The 23,819-nt window shown below is 45.1% G+C and carries 24 protein-coding genes; 10 read left to right on the forward strand and 14 right to left on the reverse strand.

All coding sequences use genetic code 11. From position 1 onward, the window contains the following. On the reverse strand, positions 1-2,147 hold a 2,147-nt coding region (locus tag ACOGW3_RS03915; protein ID WP_419901770.1), incomplete at its 3' end, for an AsmA family protein. Between the two features lie 270 nt (positions 2,148-2,417). Here ACOGW3_RS03915 and ACOGW3_RS03920 point away from each other — a divergent pair. Continuing rightward, complete coding sequence (locus ACOGW3_RS03920) at positions 2,418-2,750, forward strand: Rap1a/Tai family immunity protein (protein WP_419901771.1); 333 nt, start codon at positions 2,418-2,420, stop codon at positions 2,748-2,750. Next, the gene (locus ACOGW3_RS03925) at positions 2,743-3,921 is read left to right on the forward strand and encodes an MFS transporter (RefSeq protein ID WP_419901772.1); all 1,179 of its coding nucleotides are present in this window, start codon (positions 2,743-2,745) and stop codon (positions 3,919-3,921) included. Before ACOGW3_RS03920 ends, ACOGW3_RS03925 begins: the two co-directional genes overlap by 8 nt. On the opposite strand, the gene ACOGW3_RS03930 is transcribed toward ACOGW3_RS03925, so the two are convergent. After that, positions 3,899-5,131 (reverse strand): ISL3 family transposase, encoded by a 1,233-nt coding sequence (locus tag ACOGW3_RS03930; RefSeq protein ID WP_419901773.1) that lies wholly within the window; start codon positions 5,129-5,131, stop codon positions 3,899-3,901. The two genes, ACOGW3_RS03925 and ACOGW3_RS03930, sit on opposite strands and share 23 nt — an antisense overlap. Here ACOGW3_RS03930 and ACOGW3_RS03935 point away from each other — a divergent pair. Next, on the forward strand, positions 5,118-5,246 hold the full coding sequence (locus tag ACOGW3_RS03935) for a hypothetical protein (protein WP_419901774.1): 129 nt from the start codon (positions 5,118-5,120) through the stop codon (positions 5,244-5,246). The genes ACOGW3_RS03930 and ACOGW3_RS03935 overlap by 14 nt on opposite strands. Positions 5,247-5,304: 58 nt before the next feature. Here the strand turns inward: ACOGW3_RS03935 and ACOGW3_RS03940 are convergent, their stop codons facing one another. The 7 genes from ACOGW3_RS03940 to ACOGW3_RS03970 all read right to left on the reverse strand — a co-directional run bounded on the left by ACOGW3_RS03940 (position 5,305) and on the right by ACOGW3_RS03970 (position 14,166). After that, a complete protein-coding gene (locus ACOGW3_RS03940) occupies positions 5,305-6,735 on the reverse strand; it encodes a sigma-54-dependent transcriptional regulator (protein ID WP_419901775.1) in 1,431 nt (476 codons plus the stop codon). 165 nt (positions 6,736-6,900) lie between these two features. Next, positions 6,901-7,269 carry an Hpt domain-containing protein gene (locus tag ACOGW3_RS03945; RefSeq protein ID WP_419901776.1) on the reverse strand — a complete coding sequence of 123 codons (369 nt, stop codon included), beginning with the start codon at positions 7,267-7,269 and terminating at the stop codon, positions 6,901-6,903. Positions 7,270-7,551: 282 nt separating this feature from the next. After that, on the reverse strand, positions 7,552-9,099 hold the full coding sequence (locus ACOGW3_RS03950; RefSeq protein WP_419901777.1) for a SpoVR family protein: 1,548 nt from the start codon (positions 9,097-9,099) through the stop codon (positions 7,552-7,554). Positions 9,100-9,113: 14 nt separating this feature from the next. Further along, a complete protein-coding gene (locus tag ACOGW3_RS03955; RefSeq protein WP_419901778.1) occupies positions 9,114-10,418 on the reverse strand; it encodes a YeaH/YhbH family protein in 1,305 nt (434 codons plus the stop codon). 49 nt (positions 10,419-10,467) lie between these two features. Then, entirely contained in the window at positions 10,468-12,411 is a 1,944-nt protein-coding gene (locus tag ACOGW3_RS03960) for a PrkA family serine protein kinase (protein WP_419901779.1), read from the reverse strand. A 336-nt stretch (positions 12,412-12,747) separates the two neighbouring features. After that, positions 12,748-13,779: a threonine aldolase family protein gene (locus ACOGW3_RS03965; protein WP_419901780.1), complete on the reverse strand. Its 1,032-nt coding sequence runs from the start codon at positions 13,777-13,779 to the stop codon at positions 12,748-12,750. 33 nt (positions 13,780-13,812) lie between these two features. Then, positions 13,813-14,166, reverse strand: a complete 354-nt coding sequence (locus ACOGW3_RS03970) for a hypothetical protein (RefSeq protein ID WP_419901781.1) — start codon at positions 14,164-14,166, stop codon at positions 13,813-13,815. Positions 14,167-14,283: 117 nt separating this feature from the next. Between ACOGW3_RS03970 and ACOGW3_RS03975 the strand changes: the two genes are divergently transcribed. Together ACOGW3_RS03975 and rpoH are read left to right on the forward strand one after the other, a co-directional pair. Then, positions 14,284-15,282 carry an RluA family pseudouridine synthase gene (locus tag ACOGW3_RS03975; RefSeq protein WP_419901782.1) on the forward strand — a complete coding sequence of 333 codons (999 nt, stop codon included), beginning with the start codon at positions 14,284-14,286 and terminating at the stop codon, positions 15,280-15,282. Between the two features lie 140 nt (positions 15,283-15,422). Then, positions 15,423-16,307: an RNA polymerase sigma factor RpoH gene (rpoH, locus tag ACOGW3_RS03980; RefSeq protein ID WP_419901783.1), complete on the forward strand. Its 885-nt coding sequence runs from the start codon at positions 15,423-15,425 to the stop codon at positions 16,305-16,307. Between the two features lie 95 nt (positions 16,308-16,402). Here the strand turns inward: rpoH and ACOGW3_RS03985 are convergent, their stop codons facing one another. The 3 genes from ACOGW3_RS03985 to ACOGW3_RS03995 are packed head-to-tail and all read right to left on the reverse strand — an operon-like array spanning position 16,403 to position 18,518. Further along, positions 16,403-16,699, reverse strand: a complete 297-nt coding sequence (locus ACOGW3_RS03985) for an AzlD family protein (RefSeq protein ID WP_419901784.1) — start codon at positions 16,697-16,699, stop codon at positions 16,403-16,405. Further along, entirely contained in the window at positions 16,692-17,252 is a 561-nt protein-coding gene (locus ACOGW3_RS03990) for an AzlC family ABC transporter permease (RefSeq protein ID WP_419901785.1), read from the reverse strand. The genes ACOGW3_RS03985 and ACOGW3_RS03990 overlap by 8 nt, the downstream gene beginning before the upstream one ends. A gap of 33 nt (positions 17,253-17,285) precedes the next feature. After that, the gene (locus ACOGW3_RS03995) at positions 17,286-18,518 is read right to left on the reverse strand and encodes an ISL3 family transposase (RefSeq protein ID WP_419901077.1); all 1,233 of its coding nucleotides are present in this window, start codon (positions 18,516-18,518) and stop codon (positions 17,286-17,288) included. Between ACOGW3_RS03995 and ACOGW3_RS04000 the strand changes: the two genes are divergently transcribed. Next, entirely contained in the window at positions 18,505-18,639 is a 135-nt protein-coding gene (locus ACOGW3_RS04000) for a hypothetical protein (RefSeq protein ID WP_419901786.1), read from the forward strand. The genes ACOGW3_RS03995 and ACOGW3_RS04000 overlap by 14 nt on opposite strands. A 97-nt stretch (positions 18,640-18,736) precedes the next feature. Here ACOGW3_RS04000 and ACOGW3_RS04005 read toward each other — a convergent pair whose 3' ends face one another. Next, on the reverse strand, positions 18,737-19,519 hold the full coding sequence (locus tag ACOGW3_RS04005; protein WP_419901787.1) for an IclR family transcriptional regulator: 783 nt from the start codon (positions 19,517-19,519) through the stop codon (positions 18,737-18,739). A 101-nt stretch (positions 19,520-19,620) separates the two neighbouring features. Here ACOGW3_RS04005 and ACOGW3_RS04010 point away from each other — a divergent pair, with 101 nt between their 5' ends. From ACOGW3_RS04010 to ACOGW3_RS04025, 4 genes are all read left to right on the forward strand, one after another. Next, positions 19,621-20,229: a carboxymuconolactone decarboxylase family protein gene (locus ACOGW3_RS04010; RefSeq protein WP_419901788.1), complete on the forward strand. Its 609-nt coding sequence runs from the start codon at positions 19,621-19,623 to the stop codon at positions 20,227-20,229. A 186-nt stretch (positions 20,230-20,415) separates the two neighbouring features. Then, on the forward strand, positions 20,416-21,207 hold the full coding sequence (locus ACOGW3_RS04015; protein WP_419901789.1) for an IclR family transcriptional regulator: 792 nt from the start codon (positions 20,416-20,418) through the stop codon (positions 21,205-21,207). Between the two features lie 154 nt (positions 21,208-21,361). Further along, positions 21,362-21,709, forward strand: coding sequence for a RidA family protein (locus ACOGW3_RS04020; RefSeq protein ID WP_419901792.1), 348 nt, complete (start codon positions 21,362-21,364; stop codon positions 21,707-21,709). Between the two features lie 26 nt (positions 21,710-21,735). Beyond that, positions 21,736-22,923, forward strand: coding sequence for a hypothetical protein (locus ACOGW3_RS04025; protein ID WP_419901790.1), 1,188 nt, complete (start codon positions 21,736-21,738; stop codon positions 22,921-22,923). Between the two features lie 83 nt (positions 22,924-23,006). On the opposite strand, the gene ACOGW3_RS04030 is transcribed toward ACOGW3_RS04025, so the two are convergent. Next, positions 23,007-23,819 (reverse strand): saccharopine dehydrogenase C-terminal domain-containing protein (locus ACOGW3_RS04030; RefSeq protein ID WP_419901791.1); only part of this gene is annotated, 813 nt, incomplete at its 5' end.

Below are 23,819 nucleotides of genomic sequence, written 5' to 3' on the forward strand. Positions count from 1 at the left end.
GATCCTCCGAGTACACCTCCTATCAAATCAACAGAAAGGTTGTTGGCCGTTCCCTTTAAACTTCCACTGATTTCGATTGAGCCCAAATCAGGTACCGTGTTTTTTTCAGCATCGCCTGTTGCAACCAACAGCTTTGGTAAATCACGAATACTCGCAATAATCGTCGTATCCATGGATGGATTTCTGGTAAAGTCGGAAAAAGTTCCTGAAAGGGAAAGAGAACTTCCCACCACATCGTCAAGAGAAACATTCCGAACCGAAAGTCCTCCCTGTTGAAGGGTCCCATCCAATCGCACCCCTTTTAAAGGTACTTTCCGATATACGACTTCACCAATAGAAACATCCAGATTCGCATCAAAATCATTCAAGACAGTCAGGGGATTGCTAGCTTTCTCTTCACCTTTTGTCGCGGCACCTTCACCCTCCAAGTCAACAGTATTATCCGTTGAGGAAGTGCCACTGGAGACACCATTGTTACTTGAAGGGACAAGGGCTTCCTCCTCGCCCTTAACAAGTTTGTATGCATCAAGGTCCAGACGATCTACAACCAGACGAGCCCCAATGCCGATGCGATCTCGTAAGGCGACCGTCACGGCCCCGTCTAGATGGGTAACATCAAGAGTTACGGAAATGGGATTCAAGACGACCTGTTGAGGAGTAATCGAAAACTTGGTCTTACTTTCCAAGCGCCTAAGTCGATCATTTGGTACTGGTGGCACATCAAGCTTGAGCCAATTTAAAATCCCCCGAAGGTCTTCAGTACGGGCTATGAGCTGGCCGTTAATTGTTTGATTTGCATAACTACCGAGCATCGATAATTGTCCGCCACTTGGAAGAAGTGCATTAAATTGATCAACTCTTAGAACTCCATCATTTAGATTGCTATGGAGCGTAAAATCTCGAACGATTTGACGATTATATATGATGTCAGAAATCAGTAATTGAGCATTAACTTTGATATTTTTGGGTAAAACAGGCCAGGACTTTGACACTGATATCTTTTCAGGTGAAATAGGTATCGTGGTAGAGCTTGGACTTTCTGTCCCTGGCGGAGCTTCAACCTGGATGGTTGAGGTACCATCTTCAGAGGGCTGGGTTCCTGCAAGAATATCATCAAGATTAACACGGGGACTGGCCAATACGAGTTCAATTTTTGGATCGCCGGTCAGATTTGCTTTAATATTTCCAGTGATATTTTGGACGCCAACTCGAAAGTTAATGCCTTCAACATCAATCTCAGTTTGATCACCTTGCAATGAAGCTGACAGCTCGAAGTCACTGCTTGCCTTGGTCGCAACTTTCACACCAAACAACTCAGAAATCAGGGATCCTAAATCCTGACCATCACCTTCAAATTTCCCGCGATAAGAAGTTCCCTCTGCGTGCTGGGAAACAGACCCTGTAAATTTAAGTTTTGCCTTTGAGTCCGGCAAACGAACTCCTGCGTTAATAGCAGTAGCCCCCTGCTCAGCTATCTGCCCCATATTAAGTTCAAGTTCTGTTCTCTGCCCTCTGATTAATAAATCCCCGGCCAAAGTAAACGGGCCGGTAAGAGAGCTTGCAATTATCTCTGCATTAACCCCCTCAAAAGTCTCATTAACGCCCTTAACAGGATCAAGATAAGTCAGAGTTCCATCGATAACCCGAAATTGGTCAAGCGAGATATCCGTGAGAAAGTCGATACTTTCATCGTCGCTGTTATTTGTTGCAGAACTTACTTCTGATGCAGAGCTTTCCTCTTTAGACTTGGCCTCTTGTTGAGAAGAAAAGTCCCAGTTAGCAGAGCCATCAGCTAACTTTTCTGCAAAAATGACGGGTTTACGGAGTGTAATTTCTTCAACTCTTAAGGAGCCCCGTAAAAGTGGGAATATTGCAATTTTCACACCGAGTTCATCGAGCCTCAGCATAAAAGGCTCGTTTGAGCTGGCGGCATTTGCAAATGTGACATTATTTGCCGAAAAACTTGGCGAGGGGAGAATACGTAGGCTCAAATCACCTTCGATAACCAGCTCTCTACCCGTAGAAGCATAGACCCGATCGGTTATCTCTGCTTTGTATTTATTCCAGTCAACAAACCCTGGCCCAAAAAGAACGGCGGTAAGAAGCAGTAATAATAAAAAAGTTACTGAAACCGTTAATTTACGCACGAACTCACCTTCAGTATTTAGAGTGCCATTTCAAGTGTGAACAGAATCACACAGATTATTTGTTAGATACCAAATTAACCAGACTGTCCATTTCTTTCAAACACATAGGGCCTAAAAGAAACGTCTCTTGCCAACTTTGAACAGGTTTGCTCTCTAGTATCTAAACCGCATTTGATAAAACAATAAACCATAGCGAGCATTATAGCGGTAAGATACCCCTTACAAACAATGCGTACTCTAATGATACACTCCCAAAAAAGGTAAGACACCTTGTTTAAAAATATAATTATTCTAGCACTTCTCCTTCCATCACTAACCGCCCAGGCAGAACCCCAGTTACAAGAAACACAGCTCGCTGAACTCTGCTCCTCCAAGGATCATTGGTATGGCGGTCTGTGCAATGGCTACATAACCGGAACGGTGGAAAGTGTTCTCGAAATGAGAGAACAGGGTTTGATATCAGAGGTATTTTGTTTCCCGTCAGACATGAAGCGCGGCACTTTTATAGATGCCATTCGCACCGAAATATCCACCACCTCCACATCAATTTCCGCTTTTGAAGGCATCCTATTAATTTTAAAGGACAGATATCCTTGTGAATGAAAAAGCCGATAGCAACTTAAACCTCACACAGAGAGAACGCCTAAAATCCCTGCTAATCGTCAGCTCTTGCGTTTCAATCGCTGGCATCAGTATGGGGTTCACCCTTCCATTGATGACCTTATCACTAGATCGAGAAGGCAGCAGCGGGTCGTTAATTGGGCTGGTTGGCTCAATGTTAGGAATCGCAATAGTACTCTACTCTCCTTTGGTTCCTAAGTGTATTGCCTTCCTTGGTATGAGAAAATACCTCATTACTTGCCTGCTTGTTGAGTCCCTAATGTTTATCAGCTTAAAGCTGTTCACCCTCCCCCTGTACTGGGTTGTTATAAGGTTCATTATGGGAATGGCTGTAGCCGGTATCTTTATCGCCAGCGAAAGCTGGATAAATTATCTCGCAAGCCCCGAAAACCGCGGGCGAATACTCGCTCTCTTTAACATCTCTCTGGGCGTAGGGTTTGCCTCTGGTCCGTTAATACTCATAACCACTGGAACAGAAGGATGGCCGCCTTTCATCATAGGCGCGCTTATACATTTTATCGCCCTAATTCCACTTTTCTTTGTCAAGAGTCCTAAACTGGATCTTGAAACCCCAAGCCAATTCAGCCCTTTTGCCTTTATTTTGATCGCCCCTGCATTGTGCATCGCTGTTGTACTTACCGCAGGGACAGAGACTTTAATGGGAAGTTTTTTTCACATTTACAGCTCGAGACAAGGATACTCTGAAGAAGATATGCACAAGTTGTTAAGTATTTTTTTCATTGGCGGAATAATTTTCCAATACCCAATTGGATGGCTGGCTGACAAATTTAACATCAGGAAATTACTCCTCGTTCTTGGAATCATTTGCTTTGTTTGCATTTGCACCATATTTCAGGCGGCCCAGAATATCATTCTTCTAAAATTTGTGCTCTTTTGCTGGGGAGGTATAGTGACGTCTATCTATACCACCGCTCTCACAGCTGTTGGGCAGGAATACACGGGATCTGAACTCATTGCGGCGAACACTTCATTTGGATTTCTGTGGGGAATTGGTGGGCTGATGCCAATCATGGGGGGGCAGGCAATGACCTATATTAATAGTGATGGGCTACTTTATACGTGCCTGCTTTTAACACTTCTTTGGCTCTTCTCCGCTTTGTTGAGTAGATTTAGGATTTCAAATAGAGCATAGATTGATTATCTGGAATGGATGATTGTCTAATTTTGAGTTTGAAGTATTCGGTATCCTTGATGCCTCTGGCTCGCTTACGGATCATTCCTATACTGACATTACCAGCCTCTATCCTGGCGCTTGTGAGCTTGTGTTTGGCGTAGTTGCAGATGCCCACACAATGTTTCCGTAGGGATTTCGCGAACTTTTTTAGATAGAGCATCTGTGACTGATCTGCTATCAGGCACCAACGTTCCAGTTGCTCCGCCATCGCCTCAAATGAAGCGGCACTCCACAGCAGCTGAAGCTGTTCTTTCAAGACGTAAAGTGCATTCAGGTTGCTATTGCTCTCCAGCAACCTTTGCAGCTTGTCACTTTGTTTTTCACTCAACTTATCCGCATTTTTGAGCAACAGATAATGCGTCCCTTTCATCAACTCTTTACCACTTGGATCGGCCTTTCTGAACTCAAGTCGACGCTGATTATGGATAGCTTTGCTGTAGTTTTTCATGACGTGGAAACGGTCAAATACTATGTCGTCCAACGGCAAGGACTCTCTGACAGCCTTTTGGTAGGCAGGCCCCATATCCATCGCTACGGCCTTTATTTTGCAGGCTGTATCTGGTTGCAGTTGTTTCAAAAACCTTGAAAAAACCTCGGCAGTTCGGCCTGCTTCAACCCAGATCAGATGACCGCCAACCATATCGTAGACCACCGTCATGTAGTCATGACCTTTCGCCCGGGCAACTTCATCTACACCAATATATTCCAAGCCAGTTAGCTCTGCAGGATCAAGCGTAGGGAGAGTTTCAATAAGGTATGCCCTGTCGATATTCTTGACCGTTTCCCATCGTATATCCAAATGTCTGGAAACCGCTTGAATAGACATATGCCGACATAATCCACTGATCAGTCGGCAAAATCGGTGAGTGAAACGGCACCCTTTATCAACAAAATCACACCCCTCAATGCGGCGTTCGCCCTTGTTAATATAAACCTGCGCCAGCTCAATCTCGACCACACAAGGATACCCAAAAAGGGGGATGTCGTTTACTTGTCGGCGGACATGCTGGTTGATGCTTCCCTTCTGGCCTGTAGCAGGGTCTATAGCCCTCCTACGCGCGTCTCGGCTGCAGTGAATGACAATCTTAACACCGCCGTCATCCAGTTTAATTTCATTTACACGTTGCCCTTTGAGGCCTAAAATATGCTGCGAGATGTTGATTGTCATATACCTGCTCTATGTAAAGTTATCAGAAACCATACATATCAACAGGTTACTTGGCGGTCGGCATCTTTTTCTACTCAACAAAGCGGAGAAGAGCCACTTCTTTTCATTATTATGATGGCTTTCTCCTTGAAAATGCCTGCTGCCAACAAAAAAGAGTACCCCCAAGCACGCCGCTAGTGCTGGTCCCATTGTGCCTTTTTTCGGTAAATCGTTGAGGGATTAATATCCAGCAGTGAAGCTGCTTTTGGAATACTTCCCCCACAGCTTTCAATCGCTACCTCTATAGCTCTTTTTTCGACAATCCATAACGGCTCGATATCGTTAACCGCCGATTGATTATGGTATAAGGAACCTGAAGGATTAATCGTTGCAGCCTCGTCATATGAATTTAACGGAGAACGTTTCACACTGTCTTCCGTTAAATCTGGCCCTCTACTTTCTTTACCTAAAAGCGAAGGAAGCATGTCAGCGGTCAGAACTTGCCCATCGTTGAGGACAATTGAATTTCTAATGACGTTTTGAAGTTGCCGAATGTTACCGGGCCAAGTGTAACTGTTGATAATCTCAGCCGCGTCAGCAGAGAAGCTGGAGAAATCCTTTCCCTCTTCTTCAGCATAATCAACAAGAAAACTCCGTGCGATTTCGAAAATATCTTCATCACGATCTCGTAAAGGCGGAAGGTGAATTGGTATCACGTGTAATCGATAGTATAGATCTTCCCGAAACCGACCGGATTGGACCTCTTGCAATGGGCTTCTGTTGGTTGCACAGACGATCCTGATATTGACCGTCTCCAGTCGCGTGCTTCCGACCTTATGAAACGTTCCACTTTGAATAAAGCGAAGTAATTTGGTCTGTAGATCCAAATCCATTTCACAGATTTCATCCAGAAACAAAGTCCCACCATCGGCCTGACTGGCAGCACCATCACGATTACTGATGGCCCCCGTAAATGCGCCTTTAACGTGCCCGAATATCTCTGATTCCATAAGATCTTTTGGTATTGCACCACAGTTAAGCGGAACAAATGGCTTATCCATACGCGGGCTACATTTATGTATCGCCTCCGCACAAACCTCCTTACCTGTTCCACTCTCACCGGTAATAAAAACTGTCGCCTTGGATGCCGAGGCAGAGTCTATAGTGCGATAGATCGACTGCATGGCGAGAGATGATCCGATAAACCCATAAAAATGAGTTCGTTCTTTAATTGCCTCCACCATTTCTGATAGCTGCATATGTTTTAGAGCATTGCGAACTGTTACAATCAACCGATCGGCAGAAAAAGGTTTCTCGAGAAAGTCATAGGCCCCCAACCGCATTGATTCGACGGCGACATTAACCGATGCATTAGAAGTAATGATAACAACGGCGACAGGAAGTTTTTGTTCCTGCACCATTCTGAGGATCTCAATTCCATCCATATCAGGCAATTGTAAATCAAGTAATACGACCCGGTAACCTCCGCGCGCTAATTCAACAAGCGCATCACCTCCTGATGCGACTTGTGTCGAATCATAACCCGAACGACGCAAATAACTTGTGTATACTGCCGAAAGAGAGGCCGTATCTTCAACAAGGAGAATAGAGGGAGTATCAGTCATTCATTAATATCAAAGGGGTATGCATATCGCGATTAAAAGGATATTGGTTTTAGAATTTAGTTCATAAACCTTAATGCCCCTAGCCAGCCTTGCCAAGCTCAACCATACCCAATCGAAACCGGAACATCAGTCGCAGGCTGAGAACCTACATAAATAAGCTGCACCTTAATCCTTAAGGTAGGCTTCCATTGTGAGTTGACCTATGACTTTTACCTTATCGGCAAACTTTATCGCCTGCTTCACATCCCCTCTTCGGCAGCACTCATTTATCATAGTCATTTGTTTTTGAAGTCGAACCGCGCCAAAAGTGCCACTAACACTTTTTAATGTATGGCTTTCTCTTTCCAGCTGTTCGCCATCAAAACTACTTGCAGCTATGATGACACCATCCAAGTGTGTTTGAAGGTCTGTTCGGAATCGCTCAACAAGAAAAGGGATCATCTCTTCGCCAACCTCATCAGACAGGGCCTGAATCACAAGATCTTCGCGAATAGGAAATTCGTCGTTTCGGCTCGACATATCCTGTTCAATCATTTGATTAATTGTCCTGTGCTCCCCTTTTAAAGTCGGATAGACCATTCCAGCAAGAAAAAGGTCACTCTATTGCTATCAAAAAACTGTTATCCGACTAAGAAGATACGTTTGTACTGGGAAATTCTGGCAACGCCCAGTTACACCGAGTGACCGTATCAGCTTACATTATACAAGCTAACTGCTACCAAATCCTTACCAAGGCTTAAAGAGGCAGTTGATAAAATACCAAAATAAAATGAGCCGGGTCCTTTTGCGGTATTTCTCGTACAATAAAACTAGGTTTTAAGAAGTGGTCACATCATAGGTTGCAAGAATTTTGCCTGTCACGGCATCCTCACAATAGAGCCCCACATCATATCCCCATAACTGGGCGATGCGTTGCATTACCTGCTCTGCCTCTTTCCCATCTATTGGGACATCATCATGAACCATATGTCGAAGAGTTATAGTGCGATCCCCTTCGAACTCAACATCTGCAACCTGGATATCAAGTGTCATCGCTGAAACGGTATAGGATTTAGCCAAGGCACTTCTTATTTTTCGATAACCACGACTATCGTGAATGGCCTCGACTTTGAGGTGAGGTAGAGCGGAATTATCGTGAATTTGAAACATTCTGAAATCACGCATGAGCTTCGGGCTTAAAAACTGAAGTATAAAACTCTCATCACGATAGTTAGCCCATGCATCCTTGAGAACCTCAACTCCCTTATTATTCCCTGCAATATCAGGAAACCACGTTTTATCTTCCTCAGTGGGGTCGTGGCAGATCCTGTAGATATCTTGCATCATTGCAAAACCCAATGCATAGGGATTAATACCACTCCATCTCGGGTCATCAAATTCAGGCTGGGCAACAACACGTGTGTGATAATCAATAAACTCGAGCATAGAACCTTCAGTAATCAGGCCTTTGTCGTATAAACTGTTCATTATGTAATAGTGGCAAAAACAGGCACAGCCTTCGTTCATGACCTTGGTTTGCCTTTGTGGATAAAAGTATTGAGCTATATTTCGAACAATTCGAAGAATTTCACGCTGCCACTCCTGTAAAATGGGACTGTGTTTTTCGAAAAAATAAAGTAAATTTGCCTCTGGCAAGTCAAACTTGAACATGTTTACTTCTTGAGTGCGGCTTTTGCTTTTTTCTTTGTCAGCACTCTCCGCTTCAGGGGGGAGAGTGGTCCAGATATCCCGATAATCCGTGCGTTCATGCTCTTCCCGGTCAGCCAACCTTTGTTGGGCCATCTCACTCGATAACGGAATTGGCCTGGAATAGTGATCGACAGCATTATCTCTTAAGGTATGTGCTGCATCGAGAAGTTCTTCAACAGCTTCGACACCATGGCGTTCTTCACATTTACTGATATATTCGCGGGCGAAATGCATATAATCGAGAATGGCTTCGGCATCAGTCCACTGTTTAAATAAATGATTATTTTTGAAAAAGTGGTTATGGCCGAATGCCGCGTGGGCAACCACCAAAGCCTGCATGGTCATGGTATTCTCTTCCATGACGTAACTTATACAGGGGCTTGAATTAATTACAATTTCATAAGCAAGTCCACGCATTCCTTTGCGATAGTAGAACTCGTCCTGAACAAAACTTTTTCCGAATGACCAGTGATTATACATCAATGGCATCCCTATTCCCGAGTAAGCATCAAGCATTTGCTCAGAGGTAATGACTTCGACTTGGTTGGGATAAACATTTAATCCCAACTCTTCGATGGCGATCTCTTCAATCGCATCATACACAGTATCCAGCTTTTCAAAGCTCCACTCTGCACCATCATAGAGAGGCTTTTGCATTTTGCGCGCCTGTCCCATATGTGCTCCTCTCGTTACGCTTCTTTAGCGTTTTCTTTAGAGAATAAATCCTGAAATACAGGAAAAATATCATTCGATTTCACGACACGACGCATCGCAAAATTCTGAAATTCGGATGTTAGTTGCGAATAAATCCGCCAAAGGTCCGTCATATTTTGTTCGTCTTTGAAAATCTCAAGTTCTTGCTCATCCATGACTTCGATGTAAGCAAAATACTGACAGGCTGGCAGGATAGCCTCCCCCATTATGGACAGGCATTTTTCGCGATCACTGGCAAAGTTATCACCATCAGAAGCCTGGGCTGCATAGATATTCCACTCCCCCAATGGAAAGCGGTCATGCAGTACTTTTTGCATCTCTTCCAAGGCTGATGAAACAATCGTTCCCCCGGTTTCCCGGGAATAAAAAAATGTTTCTTCATCCACCTCTTTCGCCATATGGGTGTGGCGGATGAAAACCAGTTCTACTCGTTCGTATTGGGTGGAAAGGAAAAGGTGAAGAAGCATGAAGAATCGTTTTGCCAGATCCTTCATCCCCTCACTCATAGAGCCTGAGACATCCATGAGACAAAACATGACTGCTCTTGTATTGGGCTTAGGGATCTTGGTGAATGATTTATACCGGACATCAAGGGGATCGATGTAAGGCACAAAGCGGCGACGATTTTCCAAGAGCTCAAGTTTTTCTTGAAGAGTTTTTAGTTTCTTGGTTTTTTTACCTCTGGCCTCTAGCTCTAGAACTTCTGCTCGTAATTCGTCAACTTCATCACTTCCCGGTCGTTTCATTGCAATGCGGCGGGCAAGACTGTGGCGCATCGTCCGTTTTAGATCGAGATTACTGGGAGACCCGACCCGAACGAAACCTGCGCGTTGCTTTTCGAACTCCACCTCTTCTTTCAAAGACGTCTTGATCAAATCGGGAAGTTCAAGGTCTTCAAAAAAGACTTCTAAAAACTCTTCTCGAGAAAGAGAAAACTGAAAGCTGTCTTCGCCATCACCATCTTCACTAGCCTTTTTGCCTCCCTTACCTTCTCCCCCTTTAGGCGGTCGCTTGATCTGATCTCCAGCAGAAAACTCTTTATTGCCAGGAAGAACCCGATCGTGTTTGCCCTTGCTAAAGTCATATTTGAACCGGGGTTCATCCAACCCTTTCGACGGAATAGTGATGCGTCCATTATGGCCAATGTCTGTAATTTTCCCCCCATTCACAGCTTCCTTTACCGCTTTTCGGATTTGAGACTGAGCTCTGCGCATAAAGCGCTGCCTGTTGGGTAAAGACTTACCCTTTGGGTTTAATCGCCTATCGATAAAATGCATCATAATAATGTTTTTCCGTTCGGTTGTTTCCTCCCTAAAAGAACAGCGCAGGTTATCCTGCTTTGTTCACACGCATGTACCAGTCGACAAGCCTGTGTACTTGGCGCTTGCTATACCCACGGTCCACCATACGGTCGACAAACTCATTGTGTTTTGATTCTGTTTTCTTGTCTTTTTTCGAACCAAAGGAAATCACAGGCAACAGATCTTCAACTTGGGAGAACATCCGTTTCTCAATAACCTCCCGGAGTTTTTCATAGGAGGTCCAGCGAGGGTTCCGCCCTTTATTGTTTGCCCTGGCACGCAGGGTGAATTTCACAACTTCATTTCGGAAGTCTTTAGGATTGGAAATACCTGCTGGTTTTTCAATTTTTGAAAGCTCTTGATCCAAAATACGAGGATCTAGTAATTGCCCTGTATCAGGATCTTTGAAATCATGACCTTCAATCCAGGCATCTGCGTATGAGATATAACGATCAAAAAGATTTTGCCCGAAATCAGAATACGATTCCAAATAAGCTTTTTGAATTTCATTGCCAATAAACTCAGCATACCGAACAGATAGATATCCCTTAATAAATTCCAGGTATCGTTTTTCGACTTCTTCGGGGAACTGCTCACGCTGGATCGATTGCTCCAGAATATACATTAAATGTACCGGATCAGCGGCGACCTCATTGGCATCATAGTTAAAAGTTTCCGCTAAGACTTTGAAGGCAAACCGGGTAGACACCCCGTTCATGCCTTCATTTTGACCAGCAGCTTCTCTGTACTCTTGAATAGGTTTGGCATTGGGATCAACGTCCTTCAGGTTATCCCCGTTATAAACACGCATTTTCGAGAAGATATTAGAATTCTCATGCTCTTTTAAGCGTGTCATAACACTGAACTGAGACATCATTTCCAGGGTAGAAGGCGCGCAATTTGTTTCACTAAGGTCACTATTGCGTAGTAGTTTATGATAAATCTCAGCCTCTTCCATAGCCCGTAGGCTATAGGGAACCTTGATCACACATACGCGATCGATAAAAGCTTCGTTATTTTTATTGTTTTTAAAATTTTGCCACTCAGATTCATTAGAATGCGCGAGTATTATCCCCTGAAATGGGATCGCTCCGAGGTTCTCTGTACCAACATAATTACCTTCTTGTGTCGCGGTAAGAAGAGGATGAAGCATCTTAATGGGTGCCTTAAACATCTCTACAAATTCAAGAAGCCCCTGCGTCGCCATATTCAAACCACCACTATAGGAATAGGCATCTGAATCGTTTTGGCTGTAATATTCCAATTTACGAATATCGACCTTACCTACGAGAGAAGATATATCCTGGTTATTCTCATCCCCAGGTTCAGTTTTTGTTACACAGATTTGTTTTAATTTAGAGGGGTACAATTTTAGGACGGTGAATTTAGAAATATCACCTTCAAACTCTTCCAGTCTTTTTAAAGCCCAAGGAGAAATTAATCCAGGAAGACGATGTTTAGAGATACCGTACTTATCTTCGAGAAGATCACCCATTTTATCTGGATCAAATAGACCTAGCGGAGATTCAAATATTGGGCTGATATGGTCTCCAGCTTTGAGCACATAAACAGGACAGTTTTCTATTAAAGCCTTAAGACGTTCTGCAATAGATGATTTCCCGCCCCCTACGGGTCCCAATAAATAGAGAATTTGTTTCTTCTCTTCCAATCCTTGAGAAGCATGCTTGAAGAACCCAACTATTCGCTCGATGGTTTCTTCCATACCGTAGAATTCATCAAAAGTTGTATAGCGTTTGATGGTGCGATTCATAAAAACGCGCCCCATTCGCTCATCCTGACTTGTATCAAAAAGTTCAGGTTCACCAATGGCTTCCAACATACGTTCTGCGGTTGAGGCGTACATTCCCTTGTCTTCACGGCAACCAGACAAGTAATCCCTCAACGACATTTCGTATTCTTGCCGGCTATCATACAGCTCGGAATATACGTCGAAAATATCGGTTTTGGGCATGATGATCTCCTCTATGTGTCGGCACTTACCTGCGATACGTTCCCTCTAACAATCAGCCTTTGAATCTTTTAAGTTTAGGAAGTGATAAGCTGGAAGACTGAGCCCGCGACCCATCACCGCAAAAATTCTCTGAACATTTTCAGCTGTTATTCTCTATTCAACTGAAAATGCTCTTATATTTTTTTACGTAGCACCAACTAAGCTGGATTAATAATTTTCCAGAAATACTCAAAAAAAAACTCTCCTCGAACTGAATAAAAAAAACCTCACTATTGAAGCGAGGTTTTTTTTTGCGATTAATGTGTCTGGAAATGGTGTCGGGCTAAAGCGCCAAGGTTATGAGTATTTCTTTGCAATCTCTGCAAATTTATCTACATCAGCCTCATTTGAATTAAACGACAGAACCAGTCTAACTAAAGTCGGATCATCATTGGACATTTCGTAAAATTCAAAACCAGCACTTTTAAGAGCCCCCACCAGGGCCTTAGGCATTTTCAAAAACAGGATATTAGCCTCTACAGGGTGGATAAATGTTACTGCTGGGTTTTCTTCGAGACAGGTAGCTATCTTTGTTGCCATTGCATTGGCTTGAGTAGCATTCCTTAGCCACAGCTCATTGTCGAGATAGGCAGCTAATTGAGCTGAGACAAACCGCATTTTCGAAAGGAAGTGTCCCCCTCGAACTCTTCTGTGTTCCAACTTTTTTGTATCTGTTCCATTAAAGAAAACGACAAGTTCAGCCCCCATCGCTCCATTTTTTGTCGCCCCAAAAGAAAGAACATCAACGCCCGCTTTCCACGTGAGCTCGGCAGGAGACACTCCAAGTCCGGCCACAGCATTTGCAAACCGAGCTCCATCCATGTGTACCTTCATGCCATTCTTTCGGGCAATCTCTGTAATTTCAGATATTTCAGCAGGTCGATATAAGGTTCCTGCTTCTGTCGTTTGAGTGATACTCACCAAAGAAGGCTGGGCATGTCTGGGTACGCCTTTGCCAAAAATAGCTGCGGAGAGAGTATCTGCAGTATATTTCCCATGTTCACCTGGAAGAGAAACTAATTTAGCACCCCCGGTATAAAATTCACTCGCATTACATTCGTCTGTATTTATGTGTGCTTCTCTGTGACAATAAATCGAGCCATAGGGTGGGGTTAAAGATGAAATTGGTAGAACATTCGCTGCTGTTCCACTGATAACGGGAAACACAGTAACGTCCTTTTCAAAAACCACTGAAGCTTTTTCACTTAGACTATCTGTCCATTTATCAGCACCGTAGCTTGAGGCTGCATGGTCGTTATTCGCACGAATAATTGCTTCCATAATTTCAGGAGCAACCCCGGTAACGTTATCTGAGGCAAAATTTGTCATAGTCACCTTTTCTCGTAACTTCAGTTGCAGGCTTTATTCTGACTTTGGTTCTTCAGGGTTATCTCCCGATGCTTTCAAAGACCATCCCCCAAGACGCTCTCCACTTTCTGAAGAATATAGTTCAACTTTTTGGCACCCGCGCTCTATTGCGCCGTCAAAACGCAACATAACTATGCCTGATTGCAGTTGCGCATCGGCAAGACGGCACCCAAATGGTAAATTAAGGGTCACATTTTCAAATGTATCAGGTAAGCCGCTCAGATTGACATCTTCGACTATGGCTTTCTTGGAAGCATTCTCGGAACTTTCAGTTAAGGTGCCATCGCTAACCCTAGTGGATATTGTGTAAATAACCACGCCAAAACCAACGACAAGCAAAATGCTCATTATTACCACTGCTATCTTAATAGCTTTCATCTTGATCAACCCACGAGTAAAAGAATGTCTTGTAATAAGTGAGCCGGATCAGCTCTACAAGTCAGAGATATCTAAATGAGGAACCCCATGCCAGATTTTGGCACAAATTTAGACACAAACAGGAATGCGGAACAAGCATACACATTGATTGTGGAAGAAGCAGAAAAAAAGCTCCGCCTCGACAAGTTCCTCGCAGATCGACTTCCTGACCTTTCCCGGAGCCGACTTCAGGCCCTGATCACTCAGAAATGTCTGTTAATAGATGGCGCAATTATAGAAACACCGAACTACCGGTTAAAGGTAGGCCAGTCAGTCAGTTTATCCGTCCCCCAAGCAGTGGACCCCGAACCTGTTGCCCAAGACATCCCTCTGGATATTGTATTTGAGGATCCCTACCTTCTGATTATTAACAAACCATCTGGAATGGTTGTCCACCCAGCCCCAGGGAATAGTGACGGCACTCTCGTAAATGCTCTGCTTTATCATTGCGGAGAAGACTTCAAAGGAATTGGTGGCGTTAAGCGCCCAGGTATTGTGCACCGCATAGACAAAGACACCAGTGGCTTAATGGTAGTTGCAAAAACCGATGAGTGCCACCAGGGCCTGGTTCAACTTTTTGCCGCCCATGATATAGAACGAAGCTACAATGCTGTCGTATGGGGATACCCCAAACCGGCTTCTGGTCGGATTGAGGGGAATATTGGCAGAAGCCCGAAAAACAGAAAAAAAATGGCTGTTGTCCCGCGGGGAGGAAAAGCGGCGATAACGCACTACAAGACACTCCAGATCCTATCCAGCGGAGCCGCTAGTCTTATCGAGTGTCGATTAGAAACCGGCAGAACCCATCAAATACGTGTCCACATGACACACTCAGGACATCCTCTATTGGGTGACCCGCTCTATGGAAGTCAAAGTCAAAGCAGGATAAGAAACCTTCCATCTGCGGCACAAGAGAAGATGAAATCGTTCGAACGTCAGGCCCTTCATGCAAAAACCTTGGGATTCATTCATCCGATCACGAAAGAGGAATTAACGTTCTCAAGCGAACTTTCAATAGATTTGAAAGATTTGATAAATAGTTTATAATAATTAAAAATCGCAACTCGCAAAATAAATACCCCTTGTGCAGTGCGGCATTAAACACCATATGAGCTACTAGCAGAGAAATGCTGTTGCAAATGAATGGTTGTTAACCTAGCAACAAGCGAAGACAGGGGAGAATACGTATGGCATCACCAAGAATACCGGCACTAACTCCAGAGGGAAACCTTTCGCGCTATCTCCAGGATATCCGCAAATTCCCAATGTTAGAACAGAATCAGGAATACATGCTCGCGAAAAGCTGGCGTGAAAATGATGATGTTGATGCTGCACATACTCTCGTTACCAGTCACCTCCGTCTTGTGGCAAAAATTGCCATGGGTTATCGCGGTTATGGATTACCCGTTTCAGAACTGATTTCTGAAGGAAACGTCGGGATGATGCAGGCTGTAAAACGATTTGATCCGGAAAAAGGCTTTCGTCTCGCAACTTATGCCATGTGGTGGATCCGAGCTTCTATTCAGGAATACATCCTCCACTCATGGTCTCTCGTGAAAATGGGAACAACTGCAGCCCAGAAAAAACTGTTCTTTAATCTTCGGAAACTGAAGGGACAAATGGCTGCGATCGACGAGGGAGATCTCGCTCCTGAACAGGTTACCCATATCGCAGATACCCTAAAGGTTTCTGAGAACGACGTCGTGCAGATGAACCGACGCCTTGCGGGTCCAGACAACTCCCTTAACGCTACTCTTCGTATTGATGGAGATGGAGAATGGATGGATTGGCTTGTTGATGAGACTGAAAGCCAGGAAGTCGTTTATGCAGAATCTGAAGAGCTCACCAAACGACGGGTATTGCTTGAAGAGGCCATGGACACTCTGACAGACAGAGAGAAACACATTCTCCAAGAGCGTCGATTGAAAGACAATCCAACCACCTTGGAAGATCTTTCTCATGTCTATGACATCAGCCGAGAACGTGTCCGTCAAATTGAAGTTCGCGCTTTTGAAAAACTGCAAAAAGCAATTAAGAATGCCGCTATAGAGCAAAAGCTCGCAATCTCCTAAGTAAACCAAACACACAAAAAAACCGGCGTTATAAACGTCGGTTTTTTTGTGTCTGAGATATCTCGTTTTATACTAAGGAAGTTTTTGATTAGGACCTAAACAAGTATAAAACGTAAAGCCATAAGACTTATCAATCCAGCTGCAACACTCATCATTAAAGAGGCTCGCAGAGCAACGGCTCCAGCGAGTAATATTGCTAAAGCTTCGGCAGGGCCATTAGTTAGAAGCGATGGTGCAACAAGTGCCGTTAAAACAGCGGTTGGAACAGCGACGAGAGCTGCTTCTATGCGGTAATGAGTACTTCCAAACCGGGATAAAATAACATGCCCCCCTATTCGCGTGAGATACGTGGCGGCGGCACAGGCAAGAATTAAAGCAATGATATCATGCATGAGCTGTTCCCCCGACTGGGCGGCTTAAAACTGCTGCGACGACAAGGCCAGCAATGCCCCCCAATGTAATGTGCCAGGGGCTTCCAATTGTGAAGTAAGCAAGTAGAGAAACTCCGCCGCTCATTACCAGGACAGGTGCAAAGTTTGGACGTTTGTGAAATCCCATAACCAGTCCTGTAAAATAAAGAGGAAGGATGAAGTCGATACCGTATTTTTCAGGTTCGACAATGAGTGAACCAAACAGTCCTCCGACACAATTCGAGACGATCCAGGTGGTGTATACTATTGCTGCATAAGAGAAGTAGTAGGCTGGTTGCAAACCAGTGCGTAATGCACGGGATTCAGAGGCTGCATATTGAGGATCCACCAAGAAAAAGAAAGCGATCGCTTTTTGAAAACTGGAAAAGATCTTCATTTCCCTACCAATAGAGGCAGAATACAGCACATGTCGAAAATTGATGGCGAAGACCGCAAGAACAATCGACCAGGCGGGAACGCCCTGCCCCATAAGATCGATCATGACATACTGGCTTGCAACAGCATAGATCGACAAAGAAGTGGCTCTTCTCCGCTTTGTTGAGTAGATTTAGGATTTCAAATAGAGCATAGATTGATTATCTGGAATGGATGATTGTCTAATTTTGAGTTTGAAGTATTCGGTATCCTTGATGCCTCTGGCTCGCTTACGGATCATTCCTATACTGACATTACCAGCCTCTATCCTGGCGCTTGTGAGCTTGTGTTTGGCGTAGTTGCAGATGCCCACACAATGTTTCCGTAGGGATTTCGCGAACTTTTTTAGATAGAGCATCTGTGACTGATCTGCTATCAGGCACCAACGTTCCAGTTGCTCCGCCATCGCCTCAAATGAAGCGGCACTCCACAGCAGCTGAAGCTGTTCTTTCAAGACGTAAAGTGCATTCAGGTTGCTATTGCTCTCCAGCAACCTTTGCAGCTTGTCACTTTGTTTTTCACTCAACTTATCCGCATTTTTGAGCAACAGATAATGCGTCCCTTTCATCAACTCTTTACCACTTGGATCGGCCTTTCTGAACTCAAGTCGACGCTGATTATGGATAGCTTTGCTGTAGTTTTTCATGACGTGGAAACGGTCAAATACTATGTCGGCCAACGGCAAGGACTCTCTGACAGCCTTTTGGTAGGCAGGCCCCATATCCATCGCTACGGCCTTTATTTTGCAGGCTGTATCTGGTTGCAGTTGTTTCAAAAACCTTGAAAAAACCTCGGCAGTTCGGCCTGCTTCAACCCAGATCAGATGACCGCCAACCATATCGTAGACCACCGTCATGTAGTCATGACCTTTCGCCCGGGCAACTTCATCTACACCAATATATTCCAAGCCAGTTAGCTCTGCAGGATCAAGCGTAGGGAGAGTTTCAATAAGGTATGCCCTGTCGATATTCTTGACCGTTTCCCATCGTATATCCAAATGTCTGGAAACCGCTTGAATAGACATATGCCGACATAATCCACTGATCAGTCGGCAAAATCGGTGAGTGAAACGGCACCCTTTATCAACAAAATCACACCCCTCAATGCGGCGTTCGCCCTTGTTAATATAAACCTGCGCCAGCTCAATCTCGACCACACAAGGATACCCAAAAAGGGGGATGTCGTTTACTTGTCGGCGGACATGCTGGTTGATGCTTCCCTTCTGGCCTGTAGCAGGGTCTATAGCCCTCCTACGCGCGTCTCGGCTGCAGTGAATGACAATCTTAACACCGCCGTCATCCAGTTTAATTTCATTTACACGTTGCCCTTTGAGGCCTAAAATATGCTGCGAGATGTTGATTGTCATATACCTGCTCTATGTAAAGTTATCAGAAACCATACATATCAACAGGTTACTTGGCGGTCGGCATCTTTTTCTACTCAACAAAGCGGAGAAGAGCCAAGCTTATCATCTGACGGAGGAATAGGCGCCTGCTCGACATACTCCAGTGCCTCTATTCCGAGGTTAGTTCCAGATACCCACTTATGCATTCCCCACCCCGATATTGAAGCGGATGAGAAGGGTCAGGACGATTTCAAGGTAGCAGATAACTCATTAGCTATCTTTGCCATTTCATCCCCAATTCGAACCTGATCCGCCTCATCCATGTTCTGTAGAGGATAAGCAATCGCAATCGATCCCAGAGGATAACCCCCGCCGCCCCAGAAGGCAGCAGCCATTCCCGCAGCACCGAGATAGGTCTCTTCTTGCGAATGACAGAATCCCTTACTTTTTATCTTTTGCAGATCTTCTCGTATCTCTTTGGGTGTCGTCAATGTATTGGGCGTAAACTTTTCCAATTTTCCTTCCAGATATGCCTGCTGTTCATTTTCAGGCAACAGCGCCAGAATGGCCCTTGGCGCCGCTCCCGCATGTAAGGGAAAGGTCGCGCCGATCTTCTCAAACACCCTAAGCCCCCCCTTAGCACTTTCAATCTGGTCGATGCAGATCGCAACTTTATTAACAGGGTCATAGGCTGTCAGGACAATTGTCTCGCTGGTTATTTGAGAGAGCGCCTCCATCGCAGGCTGGCAATACCCCTTGAGATCAAAACCAGCCTTTGCGCGTTCCCCCAGATTGATCGCCGCAACCCCTAAACTGTATCGACCGGTCCCGGGCATCAAAGCAAGATAACCCTTATCAACCATATAACGCACAAGACGGCTCGCAGTTGAGCGGCTCATGCCAGTTTGTTCAATCAACTCCGCCTGAGACCAGTTGGGTTGGTCAATCTGAAACAAGTCCAAAAGCTGAAATGCCTTAGCCAACAGACCAACACCTGCTTGAGATTGATTATTGACATCCATCTACTATTTATCCCACTATATGATCAACCGTCCCAATATATGAGATTGTAACAAAAAACTACTCATAAAGAAACCCTCGTTTTAGTTAAAGGAACACCGATATGCCATGGATTGAAACAGTTCCCTACGAAGAATCAGATGGAAAATTGCGCCGCTTGTATGACCGGGTCAAAGGCCCAGACAATAACGTCGACAACATCATGATGATGCATTCGCTACGCCCTCATAGCATGGAAGGGCATATGGCGATTTACAAATATGTACTTCACCATACCAACAACACCATTCCGAAATGGTTTCTTGAAACTCTTGGTGTTTGGGTAAGCTCCCTCAACGACTGCGGCTATTGTGTTGATCATCACTTTGGCGGACTGGTTCGTCTCCTGCAAGACGACGAAAAAGCCACTGGCATCCGTAAAGCAATCGATGAGCGCAATATCGATATCGCACCACTGGAAGAGAAACAAAAAATTGCCATGGCCTATGCTCAGGCTCTGACTTTAACACCCGCAAGTACAACCGAAGATATGGTTATCGCCATGCGTGAAGCCGGCTTCACAGACGGTGAAATCCTTGAGGTAAATCAGGTCTCTGCCTATTTCAATTATGCCAACAGAACCGTTCTGGGTCTGGGCTGCTCGACCAAGGGTGACATCATCGGACTGTCGCCAAACAACTCAGCAGATCCTGACGACTGGTCGCATACATAAAACCATTTTTCTGGTAAGAACTTGTTTGACCGGGCAGCCTTGAGAAGAACTAGGTGCTACCCGGTCAGATTGGTTCCAAAAATACGCCTATTAGTATTTTAAAATATTGAATTTGGCATCCCCGTGGGGCTCAAGTATAAGACTTTTATGTGTTTTATACTTGGGCATCATCATCGGGAATAATAGATGGCGGAAGAGAAAAAACCGACAAGTCAACGCGCACGCGGATTGGAGCGTGCCTTTGATATTCTCGATTTAATCAGGCGCGAGAACCGTCCTTTGCGCCCGAATGAAATAGCCACCCTTATGTCAGCACCCCGCTCTTCGGTTTACGAACTCACGCGCCTCTTACTCGACATGAAGGTTCTGGAAAATAGTGGTGGTGATGGACAACTCTTTTTAGGCAGCCGGCTTTACTTTCTCGGGCGCGCCTATAACGACAAGTACAGCTTTTTTGATCGCGCTGAAAACCTTCTAAACCAAATCGTTCAGGAAACACACGAAACCACCCAACTCTGCAAATTGGAAGGCAATAAATACACTGTCTCTCTCATGAAAGAGGGCAGCAGACCTTTTCGGATATCCACCAATACAGGCGAACTTGTCCCCATCCCATGCACGGCTTCCGGTCGACTGCTTGTCGGTCATATGAACAATCAGGAAATTTTAGATTTTCTGGACGACGATGATTTTATCCTCCCCGATGGAAGCAGCATTGCTCCTCAAGATTTTATTGCCGAGGTGAGGCAAGCCACAACAGATGGCCATTTCACCTTTGATAGCATCGTCGATAATTATACCCACTGTTTTGCTGTACCCGTTAAAAATAACCAAGGAGTCTGCCTTGCCACACTTTGTCTCGTCACCCCGAGGGAAGATGGGCACAGCAATAAATCCACCTATCTGGAAAGCCTAAAGAAGGCAGCCAAAGAATTAGAAGCGCATCTCAGTGATCTTCCAGAGACAAGTCTCAGTTAGAGCCGCTTCCAACTATCTCTAAACCTTCTCAGCCCCTCTTATAAAGAGCAACACTTGCACTCAAGAGATTAATCTTTATCATGCCGACTTCCATTTTACGCACAAACGTCCACTATAACGGACATACCGTGTTCCACTCAGAGTTAAGAGGGTTATCATGATTAAACGTTTTCAAGTTGGCAGCCGTATGAGTCAGGCCGTTTCCTACAATGGCTTTGTATATGTTGCAGGTCAGGTTGCGGATGATCGCACTGCGGATCTTCAGACCCAAACCCGTGCTGTGTTACAAAAAATAGAAGATCTTCTCGCTGAAGCCGGAACCGATAAATCCAAAATCCTTGCCATTGATGTATTTCTGCCAGCGATTGTTGATTTCGAAAAGATGAACGAGGTTTACGATGCGTGGATTGATCCTGAAAACCCACCAGCTCGGGCTTGTGTCGAGGCCCGCTTGGCAGATCCGCTTATCCTTGTTGAAATGACGGCCGTGGCAGCAGTATAAAACCTATCGACATAGAGGAGATTGAAATGCGGTTATCAATGTGGGCTTACCCCTGGGACCTCCAGGATTTAGGGGTAGAAACGACCTACGATGATTATCGCAACAAGGCTGGTGTCAACAGTATCAGCCTTGCAGCTTCCTACCATGCGGGGCGGTTCTTACAGCCCCGCAGTCCGCACCGAAAAACCTATTTCCCTCAGGATGGCACAATCTATTTCACGCCAGAGGCCAAGCGCTGGGAAGAGCACAAGATAAAGCCCCTCACCGCAGATAACCTGACTGAAAAAGGCGATATGTTATCTGTGCTGATAGACCAGCGCCAAAAGCACGGCCTGGCCGTGTCTTGCTGGACGGTTTGCCTACACAATACCCGACTTGGTATGCAGCACCCAGATGACGTAACACGTAATGCTTTTGGTGACCCAAATCTCTATAGCTTGTGCCCAAGTAGTCCGGCGGCAGGAAACTATGTCACAACGTTGGTCGCGGATCTGACCCATAACTATCAGCCCGACATGGTCGAATTGGAATCCATCGGATTTATGGGCTTCAACCACGGTTATCACCATCAAAAAGATGGGGTTGGTCTTAACACTGAGGATGAGTTTCTACTCTCACTCTGCTTTTGCGATCATTGCGTAAAGGGCGCAAAACGCCACGGTGTAGATGCCACGGTTGCTCACCAGCAAGTGAGAGATCTTATTGAAGCGAGCTGTCACAGAGAAAGCCCTGCGGCACAGTTTCCCAATTTCCCAACTGATGACATTGCCGCCTTTAAAGGCTTAGCTGCCCTCTACGGTTTTTTACAATGGCGTAGCCAACCCGTCACATCCTTGATGGATAGCATCAAAAAGGCGGCACACCCCAACAGCAGAATCGTCTTAATCGAGGGCGAAGAGTGTTGGAAAGATGGCATTGATCTCACTGAGATCAATAAAGCCTGTGACGGCATTATCATGTGTGCATACGAGGCTAGCCCAGATGAAATCACTGACATGATTAAAGCCACGCGCAAGACCATAGGTTCTGAAAAATATCTCGGCTTTGGCGCCAGCGCCTTCTTCGAACATGTAAAATCAAGTGATGCATTAAACCAACGAACTCAAGCCGCTGTGTCTGCCGGTGTAGATGGCATCAACTTCTACAATTACGGTTTGATCCCAGAGCCAAGGCTTAACTGGATCAAAAACTCAATTAAACCAATTCGAGATTAGAGCAAAATAAAAGAGGCGAGAAGATTGTTAAATCCATCTCGCCTCAACATTAATTGCCTTAGGGTAAATCGCTCTTGGATCAGTTATCCTTGGAGATGATCCACGATTGCCATTTTCTCACCAGCGGCTTGAAGGTCTTCCAACCATTTCCCAGCGACTTTGACATCACTTGGTGCCGCGGAAACGCCTGGTGCGATCTCACCATTAAGAACAGCTTCAATCGCGTAACTCACAGGGGTTGAAACCAAACGCGCCATGGCTGTGTGATTATCATCGCCATAGGCATCCATGACATAGGATTTATCGTAGACACGCACTCCGTCTTTTTCGGCCCAGAGATCAACGCTGAGAACAACACGATCATGCTCGCCCTCTTTCAAGGAATATTTATCCCAGAGATCCGCTGAGATTTCAGCCAAACGCTTGTCTCCAGCTTCACCTTCCAGGGTTTCAATTTCCTTGAAGAGGTCTGCCCATGCCGTGGACCAACCGCCATAACGCAGAGTACCGCGAACAAACAGATCCATATTCCAGCCACTGCCGAAACCATACTCTTTCATAAAAAGATAGGAATCGCGGTTGGGATATACTTCAAATGTTTCGGCCCCTTTTTCCAAAGCAATCTCATAGGACTGTACCGCGTCCCATGGACGGCTCACATCGTAGATCTTGCCATTACGCAGACTTTTAGACGGTGATCTCAGCGCCTTAAGCACGCCGAGCGGCGCCCAGCTGAACTTATAACAAAAATCATTTGGCTCTTCCGAAAGCCCCCCACAGTAAGAACGGAAAGAATGCGCATTATCTTTTGAAAAAACGGATGAGTTTTTGTAATCATCCATCAGCATGTGCGCCATCAAATGATCAATGCCGGGATCAAGACCAACTTCATTTAC

The sequence above is a fragment of the Kiloniella sp. genome, assembly GCF_965205715.1.
GTDB lineage: Bacteria > Pseudomonadota > Alphaproteobacteria > Kiloniellales > Kiloniellaceae > Kiloniella.